We start from the raw sequence: 21,087 nt of genomic DNA, 5'->3' as shown, positions 1-21,087 counted from the left end.
CACCGCCCCGCCATCCGGCCACCAGGGCCGCGAAAGAAAGCCAATCGATGACTGACCCAGTGCTGAAGGACGCTGCCGGCCCCGCCACCCGACCCAGGATGCAAGTCAACCCGCCCGTCTTCTACATCTCGGCCGCGCTCATCCTCGTCTTCGCGCTGTTGAGCGCACTCTTTCCGAAGCGCGCCGGCAGCGTGTTCAGCATGCTCCAGGCCGGCATCGTGCGCGATTTCGGCTGGTTCTACATCCTGGCCGTCGCCCTCTTCCTGATCTTCGTGCTGTTCCTGATGATGAGCCGCTACGGCGACGTCAAGCTCGGGCCGGACGACAGCGAGCCCGAGTACAGCTACCTGTCCTGGTTCGCCATGCTGTTCAGCGCCGGCATGGGCATCGGCCTGCTGTTCTTCGGCGTCGCCGAGCCGATCCAGCACTACGCCCAGCCGCCGGTGGGCGAAGGACGCACCATCGAATCGGCGCGCCAGGCGATGGTCCTGACCTTCTTCCACTGGGGCGTGCATGCCTGGGCGATCTACATCGTGATCGGCCTGGCGCTGGCCTACTTCGCGTTCCGGCGCGGCCTGCCGCTGACCCTGCGTTCGAGCCTGTTCCCGCTGATCGGCCAGAAGATCCACGGCCCGATCGGCCACGCCATCGACATCTTCGCGGTGCTCGGCACCATGTTCGGCGTCGCCACCTCGCTCGGCTTCGGCGTCCTGCAGGTCAATGCCGGCTTCGGCCACCTGTTCGGCCTGCCCGTCAACACCACGGTCCAGGTCATCCTGATCGCGATCATCACCGGCATGGCGACCCTGTCCGCGGGCACGGGGCTCGACAAGGGCGTGAAGCGCCTGTCGGAACTGAACATCATCCTGGCGATCGCGCTCCTGCTGTTCGTGCTGGCGGTGGGCTCGACCGTGTTCCTGCTGCAGGCCTTCGTGCAGAACGTCGGCACCTACCTGGGCGCGGTCGTGTCGCGCACCTTCCGCATGTACGCCTATGAGCCGAATGCCTGGCTGGGCGACTGGACCCTGTTCTACTGGGGCTGGTGGATCTCGTGGTCGCCTTTCGTCGGCATGTTCATCGCGCGCATTTCGCGCGGGCGCACCATCCGCGAATTCGTCACCGGCGTGCTGCTGGTGCCGGTGCTGTTCACCTTCCTGTGGATGACCGTGTTCGGCAATACCGCCATCGCGCTCGACTTCTCCGGCGCCGCGCCGATCGTGCAGACGGTCGCCGACAACATGCCGGTGGCGCTGTTCACGATGCTCGAGCAGCTGCCCTTCCCGATGATCGCATCCGGCCTGGCGACGGTGCTGGTGATTACCTTCTTCGTCACCTCGGCCGATTCCGGGGCGCTGGTGATCGACATGATCACCTCCGGCGCGGCGCCGAACCCGCCGGTCTGGCAGCGCATCTTCTGGGCCGTCTGCGCCGGCGTGGTGGCCGCTGTGCTGCTGCTGGCCGGCGGCCTGGAAGCGCTCCAGACCGCCGCGCTCGCCAGCGCCCTGCCGTTCGCCGTGGTCATGCTGTTCATCTGCTACGGGCTGCTGCGCGCCTTGCAGACGGAGGTCAAGGGTACATCGATGGACCTGTCGATCGCCGCCGATGCCCCGCCGGATGATGATGGCCTGAGCTGGCAGCAGCGCCTGGCCAGCATCACCCACTTCTATAGCAAGGCGGAGATCGCGGCGTTCATGGACGACACCGCGCGTCCCGCGCTGGAAGCGGTTGCCGGCCAGTTCCGCGAGACCGGCCTGACGCCGGAAGTGACGCAAACCGATGACCGGCTCGACCTGACCGTGCAGCACGGCGACCGTGGCGCGTTCCGCTACACGATCCGTGCACGCAGCTTCCGCGCCCCCAGCTTCGCCTGGGCCGAAACCACGGGCCCGCATCCGGACACCCGCCACTACCGTACGATGGCGCACAGTTCCGAAGGCGACCAGCAGCACGACGTGAGCGGCTATACGCGCGAACAGCTGATCAACGACCTGGTCAAACGCTATGCCCGCTTCCGACACGTGCGGCGCATCACCTGAACCTCGACCCGGGCACGATTTCGGACCGGGCTTATCCGGACTGGCGTTCGAACAGGTCGCGCTCGCGCCAGCGCGCGGCGTATTCCTCGGCCAGTCCGGTCTCGCCGCGCTCGACCAGGAAAGCATGGGCGCGCTCGCAGGCCGCCTTGGTTGCCTCGGGATCGAGCGCCATCGCCCGGCCGAGCGCCGCCAGCCCATCCCGTTCGCCCTTGTCGAGGCGCGCCAGGCCTTCCAGGTAATGCCCCAGGGCGTGTTCGGGATGCGCGGCGGTGAAGGCGGCCAGCGGCGCGCTCAGGTCGTTGTCCGGCTCGAGGAACAGCGCAAGGCGCAGCAGTTCGAGCTGCTGTTCGGTATCCGGCGCGTCCAGCGCGCGCAGCTCGGCCAGGCGCGCGCGCTGCTGGCGCAGGTCGGCATGGCGCTCGCTCCAGCCGCCGGACAGTTCGGCGGCCCATTGCTCCTGCAGTTGCTGGCGCAGCGCCGGCAGCGCGGCGCCGAGCCAGGCCTGGCTGGCCGCCTCGCCGCTGAGCGCGGGAGGCAGCGCCTGGAACGGGTGCTCGTCCCCGGACAGGGCCGCCAGGCGCGCCCGCAGCGTCGGGTGGGTGTCGGTGAAGTGTCCTTCCCGGTCGAGCGCCTCGTCGAGCCAGCGCTTCATGCTCGCTTCCTGCATGTCGCCGCGCACCTCGGTGGCCCAGCAGTGCAGCAGGTCGGACGGCGGCGCGGCTTCGTCGCCGACACGCTCGAGGGTGCGCCGCAGGTAGTCGTCGTAGTGCGGAGCGATCAGGTTGACGCGCTTGAGCGCATGGGCGGCGCTGCTGGCGCCGACCAGCTGTGCCGAGGCGGCGTCGGCGTTGTATTCGTCGGCGCGCGCCAGGACGTAGGTGTAGGCGTTGAAGTAAGGCCCGTACCAGCGCACCAGCGGCAGCACCAGGCGGCCCAGCCAGCCCTGGAAATGCTCCATGTAGGCCTGCACCATGGACCAGGTATGGCGCAGCCGGTAGATGAAGGCGGAGAAACGGCCGTGCGATCCCGCCAGGTGGCCGTATTCGTGGGCGACGATGGCCAGCGCCTCGTCCGGCGCGATGCATTCGAGCAGCGGCAGGCCGAGCAGCAGGTAGTTGCGCGGCCAGCCGATCAGCCCGAAGGCCGGACGCTGGACCACCGCCGCATTCACTTCGTTGACGACCAGGACGTGGTGAAAGCGCGGGCCGTCCATCTTGCGGCGCATGTCGTCGAGCGCCGCGAACAGGGCCGGCGCCTCGGCGCGCGTGATTTCGCGCCCGCCGGGGACCGGCAGGCGGATGAACAGCGCCTGCACCGCCGACTTCAGGGTGAACCAGAGGGGAATCGCCAGCAGGAACAGCAGCTTGCCGAGCTTGAGCAGCAGCAGGAGCGCCGCGCCGCCGGTAAACAGCATCGCCCCGGCGATGCCGACCAGCGCCACCAGGCCGAAGCCGACCGCCGCCAGCACCAGGCCGAGGATCAGGAATCCCAGCAGCGCCAGCGCGGCCACCTTGGCGCGATAGCGGCGCGGCGCGTGGGCGCTTTCCTGTTCGAGGCGCGCGACCATGCGCTTGAAATCGTCGACTTCCATGCGGATCCCCTGTAATTATTGTGATCGCAATGGTATAACCGGAAATTACATTTTTCAATCGCGGGATTGCGCAACATTGACGTGGGGGCGGCGCGACAGCACGGGCGCCTTCGAACAGTCACCGCGGGCCCGCTCCCAGTTGCCGCAGGCGCCGGATCGTGGCACCCCTGGCGGCGCGCTTGCCGGAGTGACCACAGCTGTCGACCCAGTAGCCGTCCTCGCCCTCGCGGATGAACAGCAGCCGGGAAGTGCCGGCATCCCGCTCGTCCATTGGGAAGCGGGCCGAGGTATTCGGATTGAGGATCGTCAGGAATCCAGCTTTGCCCGGCTCGGGCGGCATCCCGCGCAACACCGCGTCGATCGCCAGGTGAATACGCGTCGCCACATACCCGTCGGGGTCCTCGGCGACGTCCCGCACAAGCTCGAACGTCTGCGGACGGGCGATGACGACAAGGCGGGCGTCGCGCGCCTCCTGTGCGACCGACAGGTTCGGATAGCCGCCCTCGCACAGTGCCCATGTCTTGCCGCTGCAAGCGAGTAGCAGCAGCACGCCGGCAAGCATCTTCATGCGCATCCGGACTGCCTGCGTATCGCCGTGTGGGTCATGCCATCTCCGAGGTAAGAACAAGCGCGCCATGGAAGCACTGCGCCGATTCTGCGTCATGCAATCCGAAAAATTTCTCGCTAATCTCTCCCGATGCGAGATCGACTATCGCACGCCTAGGGCTCAGCGCGGCTCGAAAGCCAGCCCGAGGATGCGGTCGAAGGCGTCGCAGGCGCCGGCGCAGGCCTCGGCGACCTGTTCCTCGCCGCGCACCTCGGCGCGCAAGGCCTGCATGAAGGCGCGCCAGCGCGGGCCCGGACCGGCGTCGCCGGCGCCGCGCAGGTAGCGCAGCGGATGCGGGGCGAGCTGCGCCGCCAGGCGCTTGTAGAGCACGGCGCCGCCCAGCTGCGAGCCCTCGACCACGTAAGCCACGCCCCAGCGGTAGGCGGCGCTGGCGCCCTGCGGCCAGTCCGGGGCGCCGGCGGGCGCGGGCATGGCATGGCCGGCCAGCGCGGGATCGGCCAGGTCGGCCTCGATCAGGGCGAGATGGGGGGCGGCGGGCAGCCCGGAGCGGCCTTGGGGGCCGTCGTCGTAGCCGTCCAGCCAGGTTTGCAGCGGCGCCAGCCAGGCGCGCAGGAGCTGCAGGTGGGCCGCATAGTCGGCCAGGGTGGCGTCAAGCGCGGACAGCGGCAGGCCGCTGTCGAGGCGTTCGTGGCGCGCGGCCGTGGCCTGCCGCAGCGCGGCCAGGACGTCGGACTCGCGCGCGGTGTCGTGGAATTGATTCATGGGGGCCAGGTGCGCCAAATAATGCATCTTACCAGCCATGGCGCATACCGTCCGGCGCGCACCGCAAAATCCGGCGCCGGCGTTGTCGCCCCGGCATCCTCCAGCCCCTGGCCCGCGGATCAGTCCGTAATCGGCTCCGGATATTCCACGCTCAGGATTTCCAGTTCGTCCACGCCCTGCGGCGTCTGCAGGGTGATGACGTCGCCCTCGCGCGCCTTGGTCAGTGCGCGCGCCACCGGCGAGACCCAGCTGATGCGCCCGCGCAGCGGGTCGAGCTCGTCGACGCCGACGATGGTGACCGTGTGCTCCTCGCCGGCCGTATTCAAATAGGTAACAGTCGCGCCGAAAAAGACCTGATCGTTTCCATAATGGACACTTGGATCGACCACGAAGGCCGAATCCATGCGCTTGGTGAGGAAGCGGATGCGGCGGTCGATCTCGCGCAGGCGTCGCTTGCCGTAGATGTAGTCGCCGTTCTCCGAGCGGTCGCCGTTCGATGCCGCCCAGTGCACGACGCGCACCACCTCGGGCCGATCGACGTCGATCAGCTGCAGCAGCTCGTCCTTGATGGCCTGGTAGCCGCTGGGGGTGATGTAGTTCTTGGCGCCGGCCGGAATGGCCTGCGCCAGCGCGACGGCGTCGTCGTCGTCCTCGTTGTCGGACTCTTTTACAAATGCCTTATTCATAAGCCTTATTGTAATGGCATCGCGCCGGAGGCAGCGCCGCTTTATCGTATGATGGCGGAAATGAAAGCCGCCTCCGCCACCCGCTCCCCGCTGCTCGCGCCGCTGCTGTACCTGGCGGCGCTGCTGCTGCTGCTCGAGGAATGGCTGTGGCGCCTGGGCAGCCGGTTTGCCGCCGGGCTCGCCGACTGGCCCTTGCTGGCCTGGGCGGAAAACCGGGTGCGCCGCCTGCCGCCCTATCCGGCGCTCCTGGTCTTCGTCCTGCCCGGTTTGATGCTGTTGCCGGTCAAGCTGCTGGCCCTGCTGGCGATCGCCCACGGCCATCCGCTGTGGGGCGCCGCCACCTTCGTGCTCGCCAAGCTCGGCGGCGCAGTGGTGGTGGCGCGTCTCTACGTGCTGACCCTGCCCGCCTTACTGGCGCTGGTCTGGTTTGCACGGTGGCACAATCGCTTCATGATCTTCAAGGACCAGCTCATTGCCCGCCTGCGCGCCAGCGCCGCCTGGCGCCGCGCACGGCGCGCCGTCGCCGCCATGCAAAGCACGCTGCGCCGCAGCCTGCGCCGGCTGCGGCGCCAGTTGCGCCCGTCGGTGCCCTTCGGCAGCCGCCACGCGACACGCAGCGCGCGCGTCCTGCGCCGCTTCGTGTCGCTGTGGCGGCGCCGCCGCAAATCCACCGGAGCCGAACGATCATGAACAGCGCCGCGCTTTCCCTCGCCGCCCCGATGCAGGAAGCCGCCTCGGAAATCTACCTGATCGACCCCGCCACCCTGGCCCTGGTCGACCTGAACGATTGCGCGCGCCAGAACCTCGGCGTCGACGGCGCCGGCCTGCGCGGCGCCAGCATCCTGGAAGTCGCGCCCGAACTGGACGGCGCGACCCTGGCCGGGCTCCTGGCCGGGCTCGGCGAGGACATCGGCGCGCAGCGCTGCCTGCGCACCCGCATGCGCCGCGCCGACGGCAGCACCTATCCGGCCCGGCTGAGTTTCCTGCGCACCCAGCGCGACGGCCGCGCGCTGCTGCTGGCGATCGGCGACGACCTCTCGCCTGGCCAAGCCGCCGCCGCCGCCCTGGCCGAATACCAGGCGCGCTTCAATGCCATCGTCGACCACACGCCGGGCCTGGTCTACCAGTTCGTGCTGGGGGCCGACGGGCGGCACGCCTTTCCCTACCTGAGCGAGGGCTGCGCCGCCCTGCTCGGGGTACAGCCGGCCGCGCTGCAGGCCGATCCCGACCTGTTCCTGCGCCTGGTCCTGCCCGAGGACCGCAAGGGCTATCTCGAGGCGATGGCGGTGTCCAAGCTCAGCCTGTCGGCCTGGAACTGGGAAGGCCGGATCTGGATCGACGCCTGGAAGGACGTCAAATGGATCAACCTGCGCGCCACGCCCCACCCCGGAACCGGCGGCGCGGTGCAGTGGGACGGCATCATGACCAACATCACCGACAGCAAGAACGAGCAGCAGGAAGTGCTGCGTTCGCGCGCCCGGCTGGCCGAGCTGACCGACCACATCGAGCAGGTGAAGGAGCAGGAGCGCGCCCGCATCGCGCGCGAGATCCACGACGACCTGGGCGGCAACCTCACCGCCATCAAGATGGCGCTGGCCATGCTCAGCGCGCGCCTGCCCGACGACCAGCCCGGCCTGCTCGAAAAGGCCAGCTACCTCGACGACCTGGTCGACCGCACGATCGAGGCGGTGCACCGTATCTCGCTCGACCTGCGCCCGTCCACGCTGGACTTGGGCATCGTCGCCGCGCTCGAGTGGCAGGCGCGCGAATTCGAGAAGCAGATGGGCATCGCCTGCATCTTCCGCAGCGCCGAACGCGACATCGAGCTCGCCCCCGACCACGCGGCGGCGCTGTTCCGCATCTTCCAGGAAGCCCTGACGAACGTCGCCAAGCATGCCGGCGCGACCCGGGTCACGGTCACGCTGCGGCGCCAGCGCCAGCACCTGACGCTCGCCATCTGCGACAACGGCCGCGGCATCGTCCCGGCCGACCGCCTGAAGCCCCATTCCTTCGGATTGCGCGGCATGAGCGAGCGGGCGCGGGCCCTGGGCGGCACCCTGACCTTGTCGCCGGCGCCCGGAGGTGGCACGATGGTGACCATCAAGATCAGGCTGACACCGGCGCTCGCGCGTAGCGAAGCAAAAAGCGAAGCAAACAGCGACGCCAGGACAGACACCAGGTAACAATGACCGACAAAGCAACTATTCGTGTTTTCATTGCCGACGACCACGCCATCGTGCGCGAAGGCCTGAAGCAGATCCTGGCCGAGCAGCGCGACATCATCGTCGCCGGCGAGGCCGAAAACGGGCTCGACGCCATCAAGCTGTTCCGCAAGTCGCGCTGCCATGTGATGCTGCTCGACATCTCCCTGCCCGACCGCAACGGCATCGAGGTACTCAAGCAGATCAAGGCCGAGCGCCCCGAGCTGGCGGTGCTGATGCTGTCCATGCACCGCGAAGACCAGTACGCGATCCGCGCCTTGAAGGCCGGCGCCGCCGGTTATCTCACCAAGCAGAGCGCGCCGCGCGAGCTGGTCACGGCGATCCGCCAGGTGGCCGGCGGCCAGAAATACGTCAGCGCGACCCTGGCCCAGGCACTGGCGGCCCAGGTCGGAGCGGACCACGAGGCGCCAGTGCACGACAGCCTGTCCGACCGCGAGTTCCAGACCCTGACCATGATTGCGTCGGGCAAGACCGTCAGCGAAATCGCGCGCGAACTGTCGCTGTCGGTGAAGACGGTCAGCGAATACCGGGCGCGCCTGCTGGCCAAGATGAACCTGAAGACCAGCGCGGAACTGACTACCTACGCGATCCGCAACCAACTCGTTGAGTAAATGAAACTGTGATTGCTGTTAAGTAAGGTGGTTTTTGGGCTCTTTTCGTGCGATGACGAAAAGAAAACCTGCTTATCATTGCGGTAGAACAAGTAAATACTGCGCTGCATCCATGTCCAATTCGCCTGCTCCCCAACAACACCCGGTCGAGATCGCCCGCGAGGCCTTTCGCCGCCTCGCGACGCGCCGCATTGCGCCCACGCCCGACGCCTACCGCGACATCTACAACGAGATCGCGGGCGTCGCCAAGCCCGCGGCTGCTCCCCCCGCGCCGCTGCCGCTGACCGGCCCGGCGCCCGAGGAGGTGCTGGGCGGCTTCGCCGTGCAATTGACCGACACCCCGGGCGAGCTGGCCGAGTACGGACGGCGCCTGAACCACGCGGTCAAGGGACGCAACTGGGAAGTCTATGCGCGCACGCTGTCGCAGCTGGTCGAACGCCACCTGCGGCGCGGCGTTCCGCCCGGCATCGCCTACGGCATGGAGAGCCGCGACACGGCCCTGCTGCGCGAACTGCTCAGCCGCACGCTGGCCTTCGCCCTGGCCGCGCTGCTGCCGGCCAGTCCGGTGCTGGCAAAGGAAGCCGAGTCGCTCGGCGCGGCGGTGAAGGCGGCGCACAGCGAAGCCGCGCTGCAGGAAATCGCCACCCGCCTGAAGGAACTGTGCTTCCAGATCGAGCTGCACAGCGGCGACGCCGCCGAGCAGCAGGAGCTGCTGCTGCGCCTGTTCAAGCTGCTGCTGGAGAACGTCAGCGAATTGCTCGACGACGACAGCTGGATGCGCGGCCAGATCGCCGCCGTCCAGGACCTGATCGCCGGCCCGATCGACCAGCGCGCGCTGGAAGACGCCACGCGCAGCCTGAAGGACGTGATCTACAAGCAGGGCCAGCTCAAGCACGGCCTGTCGGACGTCAAGGCGACCGTCAAGAACATGATGATGACCTTCATCGACCGCCTCGGCTCGGTAGCGGCGTCGACCGGCGACTTCCACGACAAGCTGGGCGGCTTTTCCGAACGGATCCGCCACGCCGGCGACATCACCGAGCTGAACGAGGTGCTCGACGAGGTGCTGCGCGAGACCCGCCAGGCCCAGGAAGAGGCGCTGGCCTCGCGCGACCGCATGATCGCCGCCCACCGCGAAGTGCAGGAAGCGGAAAGCCGCATCAAGGAACTGGAAGCGAAACTCCAGCACATGAGCGAACTGGTGCGCGAGGACCAGCTCACCGGCACCCTGAACCGGCGCGGCCTGGACGACGTGTTCGAGCGCGAAAGCGCCCGCGCCGACCGCCGCGGCACGCCGCTGTGCGTGGCCCTGCTCGACCTCGACAACTTCAAGAAACTGAACGACACCTACGGCCACCTGGCCGGCGACAACGCCCTGCGCCACCTGGCGACAGTGGTGAAAAGCACGCTGCGCTCGATCGACGTGATCGCGCGCTTCGGCGGCGAGGAATTCATGATCATGCTGCCCGAGACGCCGGTCGAGGCGGCGGTGCAGACCATGGTGCGCCTGCAGCGCGAGCTCACCCGCCACTTCTTCCTGCACGACAACGAGAAGCTCCTGATCACCTTCTCCGCCGGCGTCGCGCTGCGCCTGCCGAACGAGGACCAGGCATCGCTGCTGGCGCGCGTCGACCGGGCGATGTACCAGGCCAAGCAGAGCGGCAAGAACCGGGTGGTGGTGGCGCAGGAAAGCTGAGCAAGCGTTTCCACGCTGACAAATGCCTGTCTGGCATCCTGTCGGTGGAATCACACAGAACGCACGCGCAACAACCTAAATCGACGAGAAAACAAAGGTATCGAGGACATTTTCTTGAATTCACAGTTTCCGTGAAGTACCATTAATTCCCCGCCTTCCAGCCCCACTCACCGGACGACCATGGCCATCCTTCATCCTTCCCGATCCATCACCGCCCTCGTGCCCCAGTATGTCAGCCGCTTCAGCTGCATCGGGCCCAGCTGCGAGGACAGCTGCTGCGCAGGCTGGCGCGTCACGATCGACAAGAAAACCTTCAACGCCTACCGCCAGTCGAACCATCCGGAACTCAAGCCGGTCTTCGAGTTGAAGGTCAAGCGTACCCGCAGCGAAGCCAGCGACGTCAACTACGCACGGATCGAGCTGGACGGCGAGACCGCGGACTGCCCGCTGATGCAGGAACGCCTGTGCTCGGTGCAGAAGAATCTCAACGAGAGCTATCTGTCGCACACCTGCTTCACCTACCCGCGCACGACGCGCCACTTCGCCGGCAGCGTCGAGCAAAGCCTGACCCTGTCCTGCCCGGAAGCGGCGCGCCAGGCATTGCTGAACCCGGACGCCTTCGATTTCGTCGAAAACAAGATCCACCTGCGCGACAGCACGGTCGGCAACATCCAGCCCAAGCACGGCCTGAGCCTCGAGACGATGAACGAGATCCGCATCTTCTGCTTCCAGGTGATGCGCAGCGATGGCCTGGCGCTGTGGGAAAAGATGGCCGTGCTCGGCGTCTTCTGCGAAAGCCTGACCACGGCGATCCAGGCCCACCAGCAGCAGCGCATTCCGGCCCTGATCGAGGAACTGATCGTCGGGCTGGAACAGGGCGCGGTCACCGTGGCGCTGAAGGACTTGCTGCCGAACTACGAAGCCCAGGCGCTGGTGTTCGCCGCCCTGTGGTCGGTCAAGCTCTCGGCCACGCATTCCAGCTCGCAGCGAGAAGTCCTGGAAATGATCGCCAGGAACATGGGCACGGACGAGGCCAGCGGCGAAGCGCGCAAGGAGGACATCGTCGCGCGCTACCAGCGCGGCATCGAGCGCCTGCCGGCGGCCCTGCACGACGCGCCTTTCATGCTGGAGCACTACGTGCTGAACGAGATGTTCAGCAACCTGTTCCCGTTCGGCGACGCCACGCCTTACGAGAGCTACCTGCGCCTGGCGTCGCGCTTCGGGATGGTCAGGTTCATGCTGGCCGCGCAATGCGCCGAGGGCGAGGAGCTGCCCTCGCCCACCCTGCTGGCGCGCACGGTGCAGGTGTTCTGCCGCCGCTTCCAGCACGACCGCAACTTCGCCGCGAATACCAGCCAGGCCCTGCACAACACCGGCTGGCACCGGTTGGAAAAGGTGTACAGCTTCCTGCGTTTCTGAGCCGGGCACTGCCGAAAAAAAAGCCATCCGCAAGGATGGCTTTTTCGTTGGCGCTTTTACGCATGGCCAGCGGCGCGGCGCCGTCCGGACAGGCCTGCCGTCAGTAGCCGCTGTTGGCCGCCAGCGCCGCCAGCTGCTGGCTGAGATAACTGTTCATGTTCTGCATGTTCGTCATCATGGTGTCGAGCGAGGTGAACTGCGCGCGGTAGCGCTTCTCGGTCTGCTCCAGCTGCAGCGTCATCCGGTCCTGGCTTTTTTCCAGGCTCTTCAGCGAAGCGTTCAGGCCGTCGGTGCGGGTCTTGAACAGGCCCTTCGAACCGAGCATCTCTTCGGTGACGTCGAGCAGGCGGGTGGCCACGCCGGTCTTCGCATTGAACAGGTTCGAGACGCCTTCGAAGTTGTTGGCGATCGCCGTTTCCAGCTTGGCCGGCTTCTCCAGCTTCAGGGTGCCGTCGCGCTGGAAGGCGATACCGATGTCGGACAGGGTCTTCAGTCCGGTCGCGTCGGTGACCGCCTTGCCCATTTCGGCGCGGATGTTGGTCAGGATCGAACGCGCACCGGAATCGCCATTGAGCACGGCGCCGGTCTTGGTCGCCGCGTTGTAGGCGGTCTGCTTGTTCACCGCCGTTGCCAGGGCATTGTAGGCATCGACGAAGGCCGTGATCGACTTCGTCACCGCCGCCGTGTCCTTGGTCAGGGTCACGTTGACCGGATTGCCTTCATTGACCTGGGCCAGGTTCAGCGTCACGCCCTTGATGGCGTCGGTGACGGTGTTCGAGGACTTCGAGACGGCGATGCCGTCGATGGTCATCTCGGCGTCCTGCGCCTTCTGGGTCGCGGTCATGCCGCCCGCCCCCGTAGCGAAGGCGGCCAGGTCGCCGGTGCCGGTGATGGTCAGGCCATTCTTCGCGCCGGTCTTGTTGCCGGTAATGACCAGGCGGTCCTCGGTGCCGTCGTTCAGGATCGTTGCGGTGACGCCGGCATTGGCCTTGTTGATGGCGCTCGACAGGCCGGCCAGGGTGGCGTCGGTTACCGCCAGCGGCACGCTCTTGCCGTCGATCTCGATGCTCATCGAGCCGCTCAGCTTCGCCCCCGTTGCAATGCCCGCCGACACCAGCTTGTCGCTCTGGGCCAGCTGCTTCACTTCGATCGCATAGCTGCCGGGGGTGGCGCCGCCGTCCTTGGTGGCCGAGACGCCGACCACGTCGCTCCTGCTGGAACTGGCCGTGAGCGCCTGCAGCGCATCGCCCGACAAGGCCTTGACGGCGCTCTGGAAGGTCGACACCGCGCTCTTGAGCGTGCCGAATGCCGAGAGCCTGGAATTGAAGCTGGCCTGCTTGACCTGCAGGTTCTGCAACGGCTGCTTTTCGATCGTCATCAGGGACGTCACGAGTCCATCGACGTCCAGTCCCGACAACATGCCGGCGGCATTAATACCCATACCAAGCTCCCATCAGTTGGCGCCCGACCGCAGTCAGGCCTTGTCCCGTAACATCACGCCCTGCATCTGCTCGATCGAGCGCCACAGCTTGAGCGCCTCGACGGTCGGAATCTGGCGCAACACGGTATCGGTCTGGGTGTCGACCACCTTGACCACGGTGCGCCCTGTGTCCTCGTCGACCGAAAAACGCACGCCTTGCGCGGCGGCCTGCGCCACCTTGTTCAGGTCGGCCACGATATTGCCCAGCTCATGCTTGTCCGGTTGCGCCGCGGGGCGCTCCGAGGGCGCCGGTGCGGGCCTGGACACGGGCTCGGCGGCTGGCTTCGCCGGGTTGCCGGCCACGACCGGCGGGCTTCCGTTTTGTATTGGTTGCAACATCGGAATACCTCTCTAGAAACGACTGCGCGGGCCTGGGCCCGCACAGTTGAAACATCGATTATACCGGTCGATTAACCACGCAGCAGCGACATGACGTTGTTCGGTGCCGAGTTAGCCTGGGCCAGCATCGCGGTGCCGGCCTGTTGCAGGACCTGTGCACGGCTCAGTTTGCTGGTTTCGGCGGCGTAGTCGGTGTCCATGATGCGGCTCTTCGCTGCCGACTGGTTCTCGACCGAGGTGGCCAGGTTGCTGATCGCGTAGCCCATGCGGTTCTGCGCGGTACCGAGCGAAGCGCGTTCGGTGTTCAGGGACTTCAGTGCGGTGTCGAGCTTGTCGATGGCATCGCCGGCCTTGGTCGAGTCGCTGACGTCGAGGACGGAAGCTGCCAGCTTGGCGTAGCCGTCGCTGTCCGCGAAGCTGACCTTGATCGACTGGCCCTTGTCGGCGCCGACCTGGATGTCTACGTCGGTCTTGGCGCCCGAGACCAGCAATGCCTTGCCGTTGAACTTGGTGTCCTTGGCGATACGCACGATCTCGTCGTTCAGCGCGGTCATTTCGGTCTTGATGTTATCGGTTTCATCGCCGCCGTTGGTGCCGTTGGCAGCCTGGACCGCCAGTTCACGCATACGCTGCAGGGCGTCCGAGATGTTCGACAGCGCGCCGTCGGCGGTCTGGATCATCGAGATGCCGTCGTTGGCGTTACGCGAAGCCTGCGACATGCCGCGGATCTGCGAATCCATCTTGGTGGCGATCGACAGGCCGGCAGCGTCGTCCTTGGCGCTGTTGACGCGCAGGCCCGAGGACAGGCGGGTCATCGAGTTCGACAGTTCGCCAGCCGACTTGGTCAGGTTGCGCTGTGCGTTCAGCGACGACATATTGGTGTTGATGATCGACATGGTAGTTCTCCAGTGGGCAGTTCAGTTTAGTGCTGCTATCAGGGTTCGGTTTTCGTTGCTTGCGTCGCTTGAATCAGCTCGCTTGAATTCTTTAACGGACCCCTCCGCAAAACCTTGAGGAAATTTTTTAAAAAAAATGTTTGTGAGCAACTTGCTACCTGAAGCGGACCGAACCGGTACATGACGTCCTTCCCGCGACAGGAGCGTCAACGGCAGGTTCCGAGAAATATTGAGCCCACGCGGCCGACGCCCGGGGGGCCGATTTTTCTATTGCTGGAAGAAAAATTCACAATCTCATCGGCACGGCATCCAGCATTCCAGTCGTGCTCGCATTGCAATTCCCTTGCGCTTCTGGCGTAATGGGCCCATCGGAACGAACAGCCTCCCCGGTGAATTGTTAAATATGCAGAAACCCCAGATCCCGGCAGACGAAGCAAAACGCCTGGCAGCGCTCTATGCAACCGAACTCTTCGGCACCGGCCCGGAAGAAGCCTTCGACCGGATCACCCGCCTGGCGACCAGGCTGCTCGACGTACCGATTGCCCTGGTCTCGCTGGTCGGCAGCGATACCCAATGGTTCAAGTCGCGCTGCGGCCTGGCGACCCAGTCGACCGCGCGCGAGATCTCGTTCTGCGGCCACGCCATCCTCAGCGATGCGCCATTGGTGGTCGAGGACGCCACCCTGGACGCGCGCTTCGCCGACAATCCGGCCGTGACCGGCCCGCCCCATATTCGCTTCTACGCCGGGGTGCCGCTGCATTCGGTCGAGCGCGACAAGATCGGTACGCTGTGCGTGATCGACACCCATCCACGCCGCTTCGGCGCCGAGCAGTTATCGCAACTGCAGGAACTGGCGCGCATGGTCGAGGAGCTGATCTACCACCGCCAGCTGGCGCGCGCCGCCCAGGAACTGCACGAACAATTGCTGCGCAACGCCGCCCATGCGCCGGTGCCGGCCGCCGCCGGCCAGGTGAAATACCTGCTGACCCATGACGCGCTGACCGGCCTGGCCAACCGCCAGGCGCTGCTGCGCACGATCGGCGAAAGCATTCCTGACTGGCAGGCGTCCGGCGCCGGCGCGGTCGTGACCTGCCTGAACCTGGACCGCTTCAAGCGCGTCAACGAAGTGCTCGGCCACGTGGCGGGCGACCAGGCCCTGGTGGCGGTCACGCGCGCCCTGCAGTCGCGCCTGCGCGAAGACGACATGCTGGCGCGCTCGGGCAACGACGAATTCGTCATGATGCTCAACGACCCCGGCGACGCCGAGCGCCTGCAGGCCCGCCTCGACGAACTGATGAACGAGGTCGGCCGCCATGCCTTCGGCAAGGACGCCGACATCTCGATCAGCTGCAGCATCGGTTACGCCTGCTACCCGCAGGACGGGCAGGATGCCGACACCCTGCTCAACAACGCGGTGACGGCGATGCGCCATGCCAAGGGCATGGGCGGCGGCCGCATCGAACGCTACGCGCCCGGCCAGCGGCGCGAACTCGGACGCCGGCTGTTGCTCGAAAGCCAGCTGCGGCGCGCGCTCGAACGCGACGAACTGTTCCTGCAATACCAGCCGAAGATCGCGCTCGCAACGAACGGGCTGGCCGGCTTCGAGGTGCTGCTGCGCTGGCGCCATCCCGAACACGGCGTGGTCCCGCCCGAGGAATTCGTGCCGATTGCCGAGGAAACCGGCCTGATCGCCCCGATCGGCGAATGGATCGTGCGAAGCGCCGTCGCTCAGCTGGCCGCCTGGCGCCAGGCCGGCGTGAGCGCGGCGCCGATGGCGGTGAACCTGTCGGCGCGCCAGTTCCTGCAAGGCGACATCGCCGCCATCGTCAGCGAATTGCTGGAAACCAGCGGGTTGCCTCCCGGGCTCCTGGAACTGGAGCTGACCGAAAGCGTCTCGATGGCCGACCCGGCGCGCAGCATGGTCGTCATGCACAAGCTGAAGTCGCTCGGCGTGACGCTGAGCATCGACGACTTCGGCACCGGCTACTCCAGCTTCAGCTACCTGCGGCGCCTGCCGATCGACAAGCTCAAGATCGACAAGTCCTTCGTCCTCGACATCGCGCACAACGGCGATTCGCGCGCCATCGTCCAGGCGATCGCCGCCATGGCGCACCGCCTGGGCCTGCAGGTCATCGCCGAAGGCGTCGAAACCCAGGCGCAGGCCGACGCGCTGCGCGAGGCCGGCTGCGACCAGGGCCAGGGTTTCCTGTACGCGCGCCCGCTGGACGCCGAGGCCGCCGCCCGCTTCATCGAAGACCAGGCTCCGGCCCGCCGCCTGCGCAGCGCCCCGTAGGGTGGGCGCCCCCGTGCCCACGCGTGAAGCCAGCGTCGTGTTGGCGTCCACGACGTGTGGCGTCTGCTCATCGTTCACGCGTGGGCACGGAGTGCCCACCCTACCGGTCGCCGACACGGGCCTGAACCACTCCCCGTCGCCTTTGTCCTACACCCGATACAATTGTTAACAACTTCCAGAAGTGTGCGCCAGGCGCGGAGATATCATTGTGCCAACGCCGCCCGCCAGCGCTGCCCGATACCGGCCGCAAACGGGCATGGGAGAAGTAAATGATGCAACGACGAACCGACGAACAAACCGCACTGACGGCTGAATACGCGCTCTACCTGGTCGATATCCGCGGGGTCGATTTCGCTTTCAAGTATCTCGACAGCTGCAACGTGCCGCGCGCGATCCTGGCGCGCGCCCTCCAATCGCCCCAGCACCGCCGCCACCACGAGCGCCGCAAGGTCCCGCGCAACGATTGATCCGCCTCCGTTCAAGCGCGTTGTTTCCTTGCGTCCACGCAAGACCTCCTTTTCGTTATCCGACTGACAAAGGGCCAAAATGACGGGTATTCCCGGCTCTCAAGTCCCGTTAGAAGCTGCCGTTAAGCCAGTAAACTACCCTGGCTGAAGAATGGCAGGCCGGCCCCGACGCCGCCCCGACCCGCTTCAGCGCGAACGCCTGCGGAACGCCCCCTCGACCATGAGGCGGTCCGCAACACTACTGAAGTATTTGGAGGTTCTGATGTTTGGATCGATGCAACGCGGCGTGAACGCCTACGCAAAAGTAGGCCTGGAAACTTCGATCATTGCTGCCTCGCCCCACAAATTGATCGTCATGCTGTACGACGGCGCCATGGCGGCCGTCAAGAATGCGGTCCGGCACATGGCTGCCGGCCAGATCGCCGAGAAAGGCGCCGCCATCTCGAAGGCGCTGGACATCATCAACAGCGGCCTGCGCGCCAGCCTCGACAAAAAGGCGGGCGGCGACATCGCCGTCAATCTCGACCTGCTCTACGTCTACATGACCGAGCGCCTCCTGACCGCCAACCTGCAGAACAAGGCCGAGATGCTGGAAGAAGTGCTCACCCTGCTGAGCGACATGCGCGACGCCTGGTCGCAGATCGGCGAGAAGCCGGCCGCGCCGGAAGCGCTGGCCTCCGCCTACCCTGTCATGGCGAGCGCGTGATGATGACCGGCCAGGAAGTGCTGTCCGAATACGCCGCCGTCGCCGACCTGACCGGCCAGATGCTGGCCGCCGCTGAAGCCGGCGACTGGGACCAGCTGGTGCTGCTCGAGCAGCGCTGCACGGTCCACGTCGATACGCTCAAGCGCGAAGAGGCGGCGGTCACGCTGAACCCGCAGGGCCGCCAGGCCAAGGTCGACTGCATCAAGCGCATCCTGGCCGACGACCGCCGCATCCGCGACCTGACCATGCCGTGGATGGCCCACCTGTCGGCCCTGATCAACAACTCCGGCACCCAGCGCCGCCTCGCGAACGCCTACGGCAGCGTGTGAATGTAGATGGTCGAGCGCCTGCCTAGTCCCGGCGTCAGCGCCACGCAGCCGGTAAGGCCGGCGCAGCCGCTCGAACGCACGGGCGATCCGCGCCTCGACGCCCTGCAGCGCACGCTGGCGACCATGTTGGGCAACAAAGTACCCGTTTCCGTGCTGTCGCGCCTGGGCGACGGCAGCTTCGTGGTGCGGGTTGCCGAGATGGCGGTGCGCATGCAGCTGCCGCCCGGCACGCAACCCGGCGCCGAACTGTCGATGAAGGTGCTGGCGGCCTCGCCCCAGCCGACCTTCCAGCTCGGCGACGCCACCCTGCACGCCGCGCCGGCGCCGCTCGGCGCCAACGCAAGCTCGGCGGCATCGCTGGCCGCCGCCGTGGCCGCGGCCACCACTTCCCTTCGCCACACCGGCGGCCAGGACGACGCGGCCGAACTCAGCCCGGCCGCGCGCCTGCTGGCCCAGGTGCTGCACAGCGCCGCCGGCGACGGCGCCTCCGCCAGGAGCGCCAAGGCCGCGGCCGTGACCAGTCCCACGCCCCTGCTGCCCCAGGGCACGCTTGATACGGCCCAGCTTGCCGGCAAGCTTGCGCAGGCGATCGCGCACAGCGGGCTGTTCTACGAATCGCACCTGGCCGAATGGGCCGAGGGCAAGCGCTCGCTGGGCGAACTGGCGCAGGAACCGCAAGCGCGCAACGCGCCCGGCACCGCGGCCCTTGACCCGGCCAGCGCGCGCATGATCAACCTGCAGCTCGCCAGCCACGAGCAGGGCCAGGTCCTGTGGCAGGGCCAGCTCGCCCCCGGCCAGCCCTTCGAATGGCGAATCCAGCAGGAACAAGACCGCGAACAGGACGGCCAGGCGCCTGGCGACGAGTCCGGACCGGGCTGGGAAAGCGGCCTGCGGCTGCGCTTCGCCGCACTGGGCGAGGTCGAGGCCAGCGTGTCCCTGCGCGGCAGCCGGCTGCGCATCGCCCTGCACGCGGCAACGGACTCGGCGGCCGCCCTGCGCGCGGGTGCGCCGCGCCTGCAGGAGGCGCTGGCGGCCGCCGGCGCCGAGCTGGCCGCCCTCCACATCGGGGCCCGCGAGGACGCATGAGCGACGGCGCAGGCAAGGACGCCCACCTCCACCGGCAGCGCGCCGTCGCCCTCGCCTACGCGGCCGGGACGGCGGCGCCGACCGTGGTCGCCAAGGGCCGAGGCCTGGTGGCCGAACAGATCATCGAACGCGCGCGCGCAGCCGGCGTGTTCGTGCACGAATCGAAGGAACTGGTGTCGCTGCTGATGGACATCGACCTCGACAGCCATATCCCGCCGGCCCTGTACCGCGCAATTGCGGAACTGTTGGCATGGCTATATCATATTGAGTCAGCGCAACAACACGGCGGGCCGCTTTCCGCCCCTCCCGACACCGCGCTCCTCATCGACTCACCTGCACCACCGGCGGAACAAGATGCAAGCAATTCATGACGCAGAACTGGAAAACTGGCACGACTACGAAGTGCAGTCGCGCAGGGAGATCGTTGCGCTGCTGCGCCAGATCGGCGAAAAGAAACAACTGATCCGCATGAAGATCAAGGGCGAGGCCGACGTCTGCGTCACCTCGATCCTGGCAGTCGACCCCGACAGCGGCCTGTTCATTCTCGACCGCTCGATCAACCGCGAGCAGAACGAACGCATCGTGCGCGCCGGCCAGGTGATGTGCGAGACCTACCTCGACAAGATCCGCATCCTGTTCCGCGCGGGCGGCCTGCAGGAGCTCGAGTTCGAAGGCGCGGCGGCGCTGGCCGCCCAGATCCCGGATTCGCTGATCCGCCTGCAGCGGCGCGAGTTCTACCGCATGCCCACGCCGGTGACGAACCCGGTGCCGGCGATCGTGCCGCTGCCGATCGACCTGGGCGGCGGCAGCGCCAGCTTCCCGCTGGCCGACATCAGCTGCGGCGGCGTCGCCCTGCTCGACAGCAAGATGATGCTGAACTCGACCATCGGCCAGACCTTCCCCAACTGCCGCATCGATTTGCCGGAGATCGGCACCGTCACCACCTCGCTCCAGGTGCGCAACGCCCTCGACGTCACCATGCTCAACAACAAGACCAGCCGCCGCATCGGCTGCATGTTCGTCGACATCTCGCGCGCCAACATGGCGGCGGTGCAGCGCTACATCACCAAACTCGAGCGCGAGCGCAACGCCAGGCTGGCAGGGTTGGGCTGACACGTAGGGTGGGCACCTGTGCCCACGCGGTCTCGCCGGCAGAGCATCGACAGCGCGGCCGTCAGCGCCGTATTCCAAAAATACAACGGGTTAGCGGAGCAGGCATCGGATGCCGACCGTCTTTGCAGGCACCGCACCGCGTGGACACAGGTGTCCACCCTACGAAAAACAACGGGCCGCGCTCCTGGTGGAGACGCGGCCCGTTTTTTTATCCTGGCTGCGGCGCTCAGACCTGCATGTTCATGATCTCGTGATAGGCCGACACCAGCTTGTTCCTCACCTGCACGGTGGCCTGGAAGGCGATGCTCGACTTCTGCATCGCGATCATGGTGTCCGACAGGCTGACGCTGTCGTCGCCCATCGCGAATTTCTGGCCCAGTTCTTCCGCGTGCTTCTGTGAATTGCTCACCTGCTGGAGCGAGTTCTTCAGCGCATCCGAGAAGCTGACCTTCGAGGCGCCCTCGCTGGCGCCGACGTCGGCCGCCTTGCCCAAATCGCCGAGCTTGCCGAGCTTGCCGAGGTTACCGATCCCGCCAAGGCTGCCCGGCGCCAGGTTCGGCGCGGCGGGCTTGGTGGCGGCCGCCTTCAGCTGGGCCATCATCGCCTCGATGCGGCTGCTGTCGATGCCGCCGATTCCGCCTATGCTCATGGGTTCTCCTGTAATGCGTTGCGTGCCCGCGCGCGAAACGCGGCCGGGCGATGTCAGGCTGTCAGATTACCAGCGCGACAGCAATAATTTGCGGTGAGCAAGAGGGGAAACCGCCCCCTATTCCGGGGTTTGAATGTT

At 66.7% G+C, this 21,087-nt stretch carries 21 protein-coding genes; 13 read left to right on the top strand and 8 right to left on the bottom strand.

The window, feature by feature from the left end:
• Window positions 1-47 precede the first annotated feature (47 nt).
• On the top strand, window positions 48-2,036 hold the full coding sequence (locus tag RT688_RS07920; RefSeq protein WP_313704303.1) for a choline BCCT transporter BetT: 1,989 nt from the start codon (window positions 48-50) through the stop codon (window positions 2,034-2,036).
• A gap of 31 nt (window positions 2,037-2,067) precedes the next feature.
• Here RT688_RS07920 and RT688_RS07915 read toward each other — a convergent pair whose 3' ends face one another.
• The 4 genes from RT688_RS07915 to greB all read right to left on the bottom strand — a co-directional run bounded on the left by RT688_RS07915 (window position 2,068) and on the right by greB (window position 5,643).
• The gene (locus RT688_RS07915; protein WP_313704302.1) at window positions 2,068-3,627 is read right to left on the bottom strand and encodes a M48 family metalloprotease; all 1,560 of its coding nucleotides are present in this window, start codon (window positions 3,625-3,627) and stop codon (window positions 2,068-2,070) included.
• Between the two features lie 118 nt (window positions 3,628-3,745).
• The gene (locus RT688_RS07910) at window positions 3,746-4,195 is read right to left on the bottom strand and encodes a hypothetical protein (RefSeq protein ID WP_313704301.1); all 450 of its coding nucleotides are present in this window, start codon (window positions 4,193-4,195) and stop codon (window positions 3,746-3,748) included.
• Between the two features lie 159 nt (window positions 4,196-4,354).
• A complete protein-coding gene (locus tag RT688_RS07905; protein ID WP_313704300.1) occupies window positions 4,355-4,957 on the bottom strand; it encodes a biliverdin-producing heme oxygenase in 603 nt (200 codons plus the stop codon).
• Between the two features lie 119 nt (window positions 4,958-5,076).
• Window positions 5,077-5,643 (bottom strand): transcription elongation factor GreB, encoded by a 567-nt coding sequence (greB, locus tag RT688_RS07900; protein ID WP_313704299.1) that lies wholly within the window; start codon window positions 5,641-5,643, stop codon window positions 5,077-5,079.
• A gap of 60 nt (window positions 5,644-5,703) precedes the next feature.
• Between greB and RT688_RS07895 the strand changes: the two genes are divergently transcribed.
• The 5 genes from RT688_RS07895 (at window position 5,704) to fliB (ending at window position 11,591) form a co-directional block, all read left to right on the top strand.
• Window positions 5,704-6,333, top strand: coding sequence for a hypothetical protein (locus RT688_RS07895; protein WP_313704298.1), 630 nt, complete (start codon window positions 5,704-5,706; stop codon window positions 6,331-6,333).
• Window positions 6,330-7,826 carry an ATP-binding protein gene (locus tag RT688_RS07890; protein WP_313704297.1) on the top strand — a complete coding sequence of 499 codons (1,497 nt, stop codon included), beginning with the start codon at window positions 6,330-6,332 and terminating at the stop codon, window positions 7,824-7,826. Before RT688_RS07895 ends, RT688_RS07890 begins: the two co-directional genes overlap by 4 nt.
• 2 nt (window positions 7,827-7,828) lie before the next feature.
• Window positions 7,829-8,476, top strand: a complete 648-nt coding sequence (locus RT688_RS07885; protein ID WP_313704296.1) for a response regulator transcription factor — start codon at window positions 7,829-7,831, stop codon at window positions 8,474-8,476.
• Window positions 8,477-8,588: 112 nt separating this feature from the next.
• Entirely contained in the window at window positions 8,589-10,172 is a 1,584-nt protein-coding gene (locus tag RT688_RS07880; RefSeq protein WP_313704295.1) for a diguanylate cyclase, read from the top strand.
• A gap of 180 nt (window positions 10,173-10,352) precedes the next feature.
• Window positions 10,353-11,591, top strand: coding sequence for a flagellin lysine-N-methylase (gene fliB, locus RT688_RS07875; RefSeq protein WP_313704294.1), 1,239 nt, complete (start codon window positions 10,353-10,355; stop codon window positions 11,589-11,591).
• A gap of 100 nt (window positions 11,592-11,691) precedes the next feature.
• Here fliB and fliD read toward each other — a convergent pair whose 3' ends face one another.
• The 3 genes from fliD to RT688_RS07860 all read right to left on the bottom strand — a co-directional run bounded on the left by fliD (window position 11,692) and on the right by RT688_RS07860 (window position 14,306).
• Entirely contained in the window at window positions 11,692-13,032 is a 1,341-nt protein-coding gene (gene fliD, locus RT688_RS07870) for a flagellar filament capping protein FliD (RefSeq protein WP_313704293.1), read from the bottom strand.
• Window positions 13,033-13,065: 33 nt separating this feature from the next.
• Window positions 13,066-13,338, bottom strand: coding sequence for a flagellar protein FlaG (locus RT688_RS07865; RefSeq protein ID WP_313704292.1), 273 nt, complete (start codon window positions 13,336-13,338; stop codon window positions 13,066-13,068).
• Window positions 13,339-13,481: 143 nt separating this feature from the next.
• The gene (locus tag RT688_RS07860) at window positions 13,482-14,306 is read right to left on the bottom strand and encodes a flagellin (protein ID WP_313704291.1); all 825 of its coding nucleotides are present in this window, start codon (window positions 14,304-14,306) and stop codon (window positions 13,482-13,484) included.
• 403 nt (window positions 14,307-14,709) lie between these two features.
• Between RT688_RS07860 and RT688_RS07855 the strand changes: the two genes are divergently transcribed.
• From RT688_RS07855 to RT688_RS07825, 7 genes are all read left to right on the top strand, one after another.
• A complete protein-coding gene (locus RT688_RS07855; protein WP_313704290.1) occupies window positions 14,710-16,599 on the top strand; it encodes an EAL domain-containing protein in 1,890 nt (629 codons plus the stop codon).
• Window positions 16,600-16,868: 269 nt separating this feature from the next.
• The gene (locus RT688_RS07850) at window positions 16,869-17,066 is read left to right on the top strand and encodes a hypothetical protein (RefSeq protein WP_313704289.1); all 198 of its coding nucleotides are present in this window, start codon (window positions 16,869-16,871) and stop codon (window positions 17,064-17,066) included.
• A gap of 262 nt (window positions 17,067-17,328) precedes the next feature.
• On the top strand, window positions 17,329-17,772 hold the full coding sequence (gene fliS / locus RT688_RS07845; RefSeq protein WP_313704288.1) for a flagellar export chaperone FliS: 444 nt from the start codon (window positions 17,329-17,331) through the stop codon (window positions 17,770-17,772).
• The gene (locus RT688_RS07840) at window positions 17,772-18,101 is read left to right on the top strand and encodes a flagellar protein FliT (protein WP_313704287.1); all 330 of its coding nucleotides are present in this window, start codon (window positions 17,772-17,774) and stop codon (window positions 18,099-18,101) included. The genes fliS and RT688_RS07840 overlap by 1 nt, the downstream gene beginning before the upstream one ends.
• Before the next feature lie 6 nt (window positions 18,102-18,107).
• The gene (locus tag RT688_RS07835) at window positions 18,108-19,187 is read left to right on the top strand and encodes a flagellar hook-length control protein FliK (protein ID WP_313704286.1); all 1,080 of its coding nucleotides are present in this window, start codon (window positions 18,108-18,110) and stop codon (window positions 19,185-19,187) included.
• Entirely contained in the window at window positions 19,184-19,558 is a 375-nt protein-coding gene (locus RT688_RS07830; protein ID WP_313704285.1) for an EscU/YscU/HrcU family type III secretion system export apparatus switch protein, read from the top strand. Before RT688_RS07835 ends, RT688_RS07830 begins: the two co-directional genes overlap by 4 nt.
• Entirely contained in the window at window positions 19,542-20,300 is a 759-nt protein-coding gene (locus tag RT688_RS07825; protein WP_313704284.1) for a flagellar brake protein, read from the top strand. Before RT688_RS07830 ends, RT688_RS07825 begins: the two co-directional genes overlap by 17 nt.
• A 226-nt stretch (window positions 20,301-20,526) precedes the next feature.
• Here the strand turns inward: RT688_RS07825 and fliE are convergent, their stop codons facing one another.
• Window positions 20,527-20,949, bottom strand: a complete 423-nt coding sequence (gene fliE / locus RT688_RS07820) for a flagellar hook-basal body complex protein FliE (RefSeq protein WP_313704283.1) — start codon at window positions 20,947-20,949, stop codon at window positions 20,527-20,529.
• Between the last annotated feature and the right edge of the window lie 138 nt (window positions 20,950-21,087).

This window comes from Massilia sp. (assembly GCF_032106685.1).
GTDB lineage: Bacteria > Pseudomonadota > Gammaproteobacteria > Burkholderiales > Burkholderiaceae_D > Telluria.
The sequence above is the reverse complement of the archived record's forward strand: the minus strand, read 5'-3'. Positions and strand labels throughout refer to the sequence as shown.

Excerpts from the sequence above, each read along its gene's own strand:
- RT688_RS07920 (WP_313704303.1), top strand. The coding sequence starts at position 48 with ATGACTGACCCAGTGCTGAAGGACGCTGCCGGCCCCGCCACCCGACCC.
- RT688_RS07915 (WP_313704302.1), bottom strand. The coding sequence starts at position 3,627 with ATGGAAGTCGACGATTTCAAGCGCATGGTCGCGCGCCTCGAACAGGAA.
- RT688_RS07910 (WP_313704301.1), bottom strand. The coding sequence starts at position 4,195 with ATGAAGATGCTTGCCGGCGTGCTGCTGCTACTCGCTTGCAGCGGCAAG.
- RT688_RS07905 (WP_313704300.1), bottom strand. The coding sequence starts at position 4,957 with ATGAATCAATTCCACGACACCGCGCGCGAGTCCGACGTCCTGGCCGCG.
- greB (WP_313704299.1), bottom strand. The coding sequence starts at position 5,643 with ATGAATAAGGCATTTGTAAAAGAGTCCGACAACGAGGACGACGACGAC.
- RT688_RS07895 (WP_313704298.1), top strand. The coding sequence starts at position 5,704 with ATGAAAGCCGCCTCCGCCACCCGCTCCCCGCTGCTCGCGCCGCTGCTG.
- RT688_RS07890 (WP_313704297.1), top strand. The coding sequence starts at position 6,330 with ATGAACAGCGCCGCGCTTTCCCTCGCCGCCCCGATGCAGGAAGCCGCC.
- RT688_RS07885 (WP_313704296.1), top strand. The coding sequence starts at position 7,829 with ATGACCGACAAAGCAACTATTCGTGTTTTCATTGCCGACGACCACGCC.
- RT688_RS07880 (WP_313704295.1), top strand. The coding sequence starts at position 8,589 with ATGTCCAATTCGCCTGCTCCCCAACAACACCCGGTCGAGATCGCCCGC.
- fliB (WP_313704294.1), top strand. The coding sequence starts at position 10,353 with ATGGCCATCCTTCATCCTTCCCGATCCATCACCGCCCTCGTGCCCCAG.
- fliD (WP_313704293.1), bottom strand. The coding sequence starts at position 13,032 with ATGGGTATTAATGCCGCCGGCATGTTGTCGGGACTGGACGTCGATGGA.
- RT688_RS07860 (WP_313704291.1), bottom strand. The coding sequence starts at position 14,306 with ATGTCGATCATCAACACCAATATGTCGTCGCTGAACGCACAGCGCAAC.
- RT688_RS07855 (WP_313704290.1), top strand. The coding sequence starts at position 14,710 with ATGCAGAAACCCCAGATCCCGGCAGACGAAGCAAAACGCCTGGCAGCG.
- RT688_RS07850 (WP_313704289.1), top strand. The coding sequence starts at position 16,869 with ATGATGCAACGACGAACCGACGAACAAACCGCACTGACGGCTGAATAC.
- fliS (WP_313704288.1), top strand. The coding sequence starts at position 17,329 with ATGTTTGGATCGATGCAACGCGGCGTGAACGCCTACGCAAAAGTAGGC.
- RT688_RS07840 (WP_313704287.1), top strand. The coding sequence starts at position 17,772 with ATGATGACCGGCCAGGAAGTGCTGTCCGAATACGCCGCCGTCGCCGAC.
- RT688_RS07835 (WP_313704286.1), top strand. The coding sequence starts at position 18,108 with ATGGTCGAGCGCCTGCCTAGTCCCGGCGTCAGCGCCACGCAGCCGGTA.
- RT688_RS07830 (WP_313704285.1), top strand. The coding sequence starts at position 19,184 with ATGAGCGACGGCGCAGGCAAGGACGCCCACCTCCACCGGCAGCGCGCC.
- RT688_RS07825 (WP_313704284.1), top strand. The coding sequence starts at position 19,542 with ATGCAAGCAATTCATGACGCAGAACTGGAAAACTGGCACGACTACGAA.
- fliE (WP_313704283.1), bottom strand. The coding sequence starts at position 20,949 with ATGAGCATAGGCGGAATCGGCGGCATCGACAGCAGCCGCATCGAGGCG.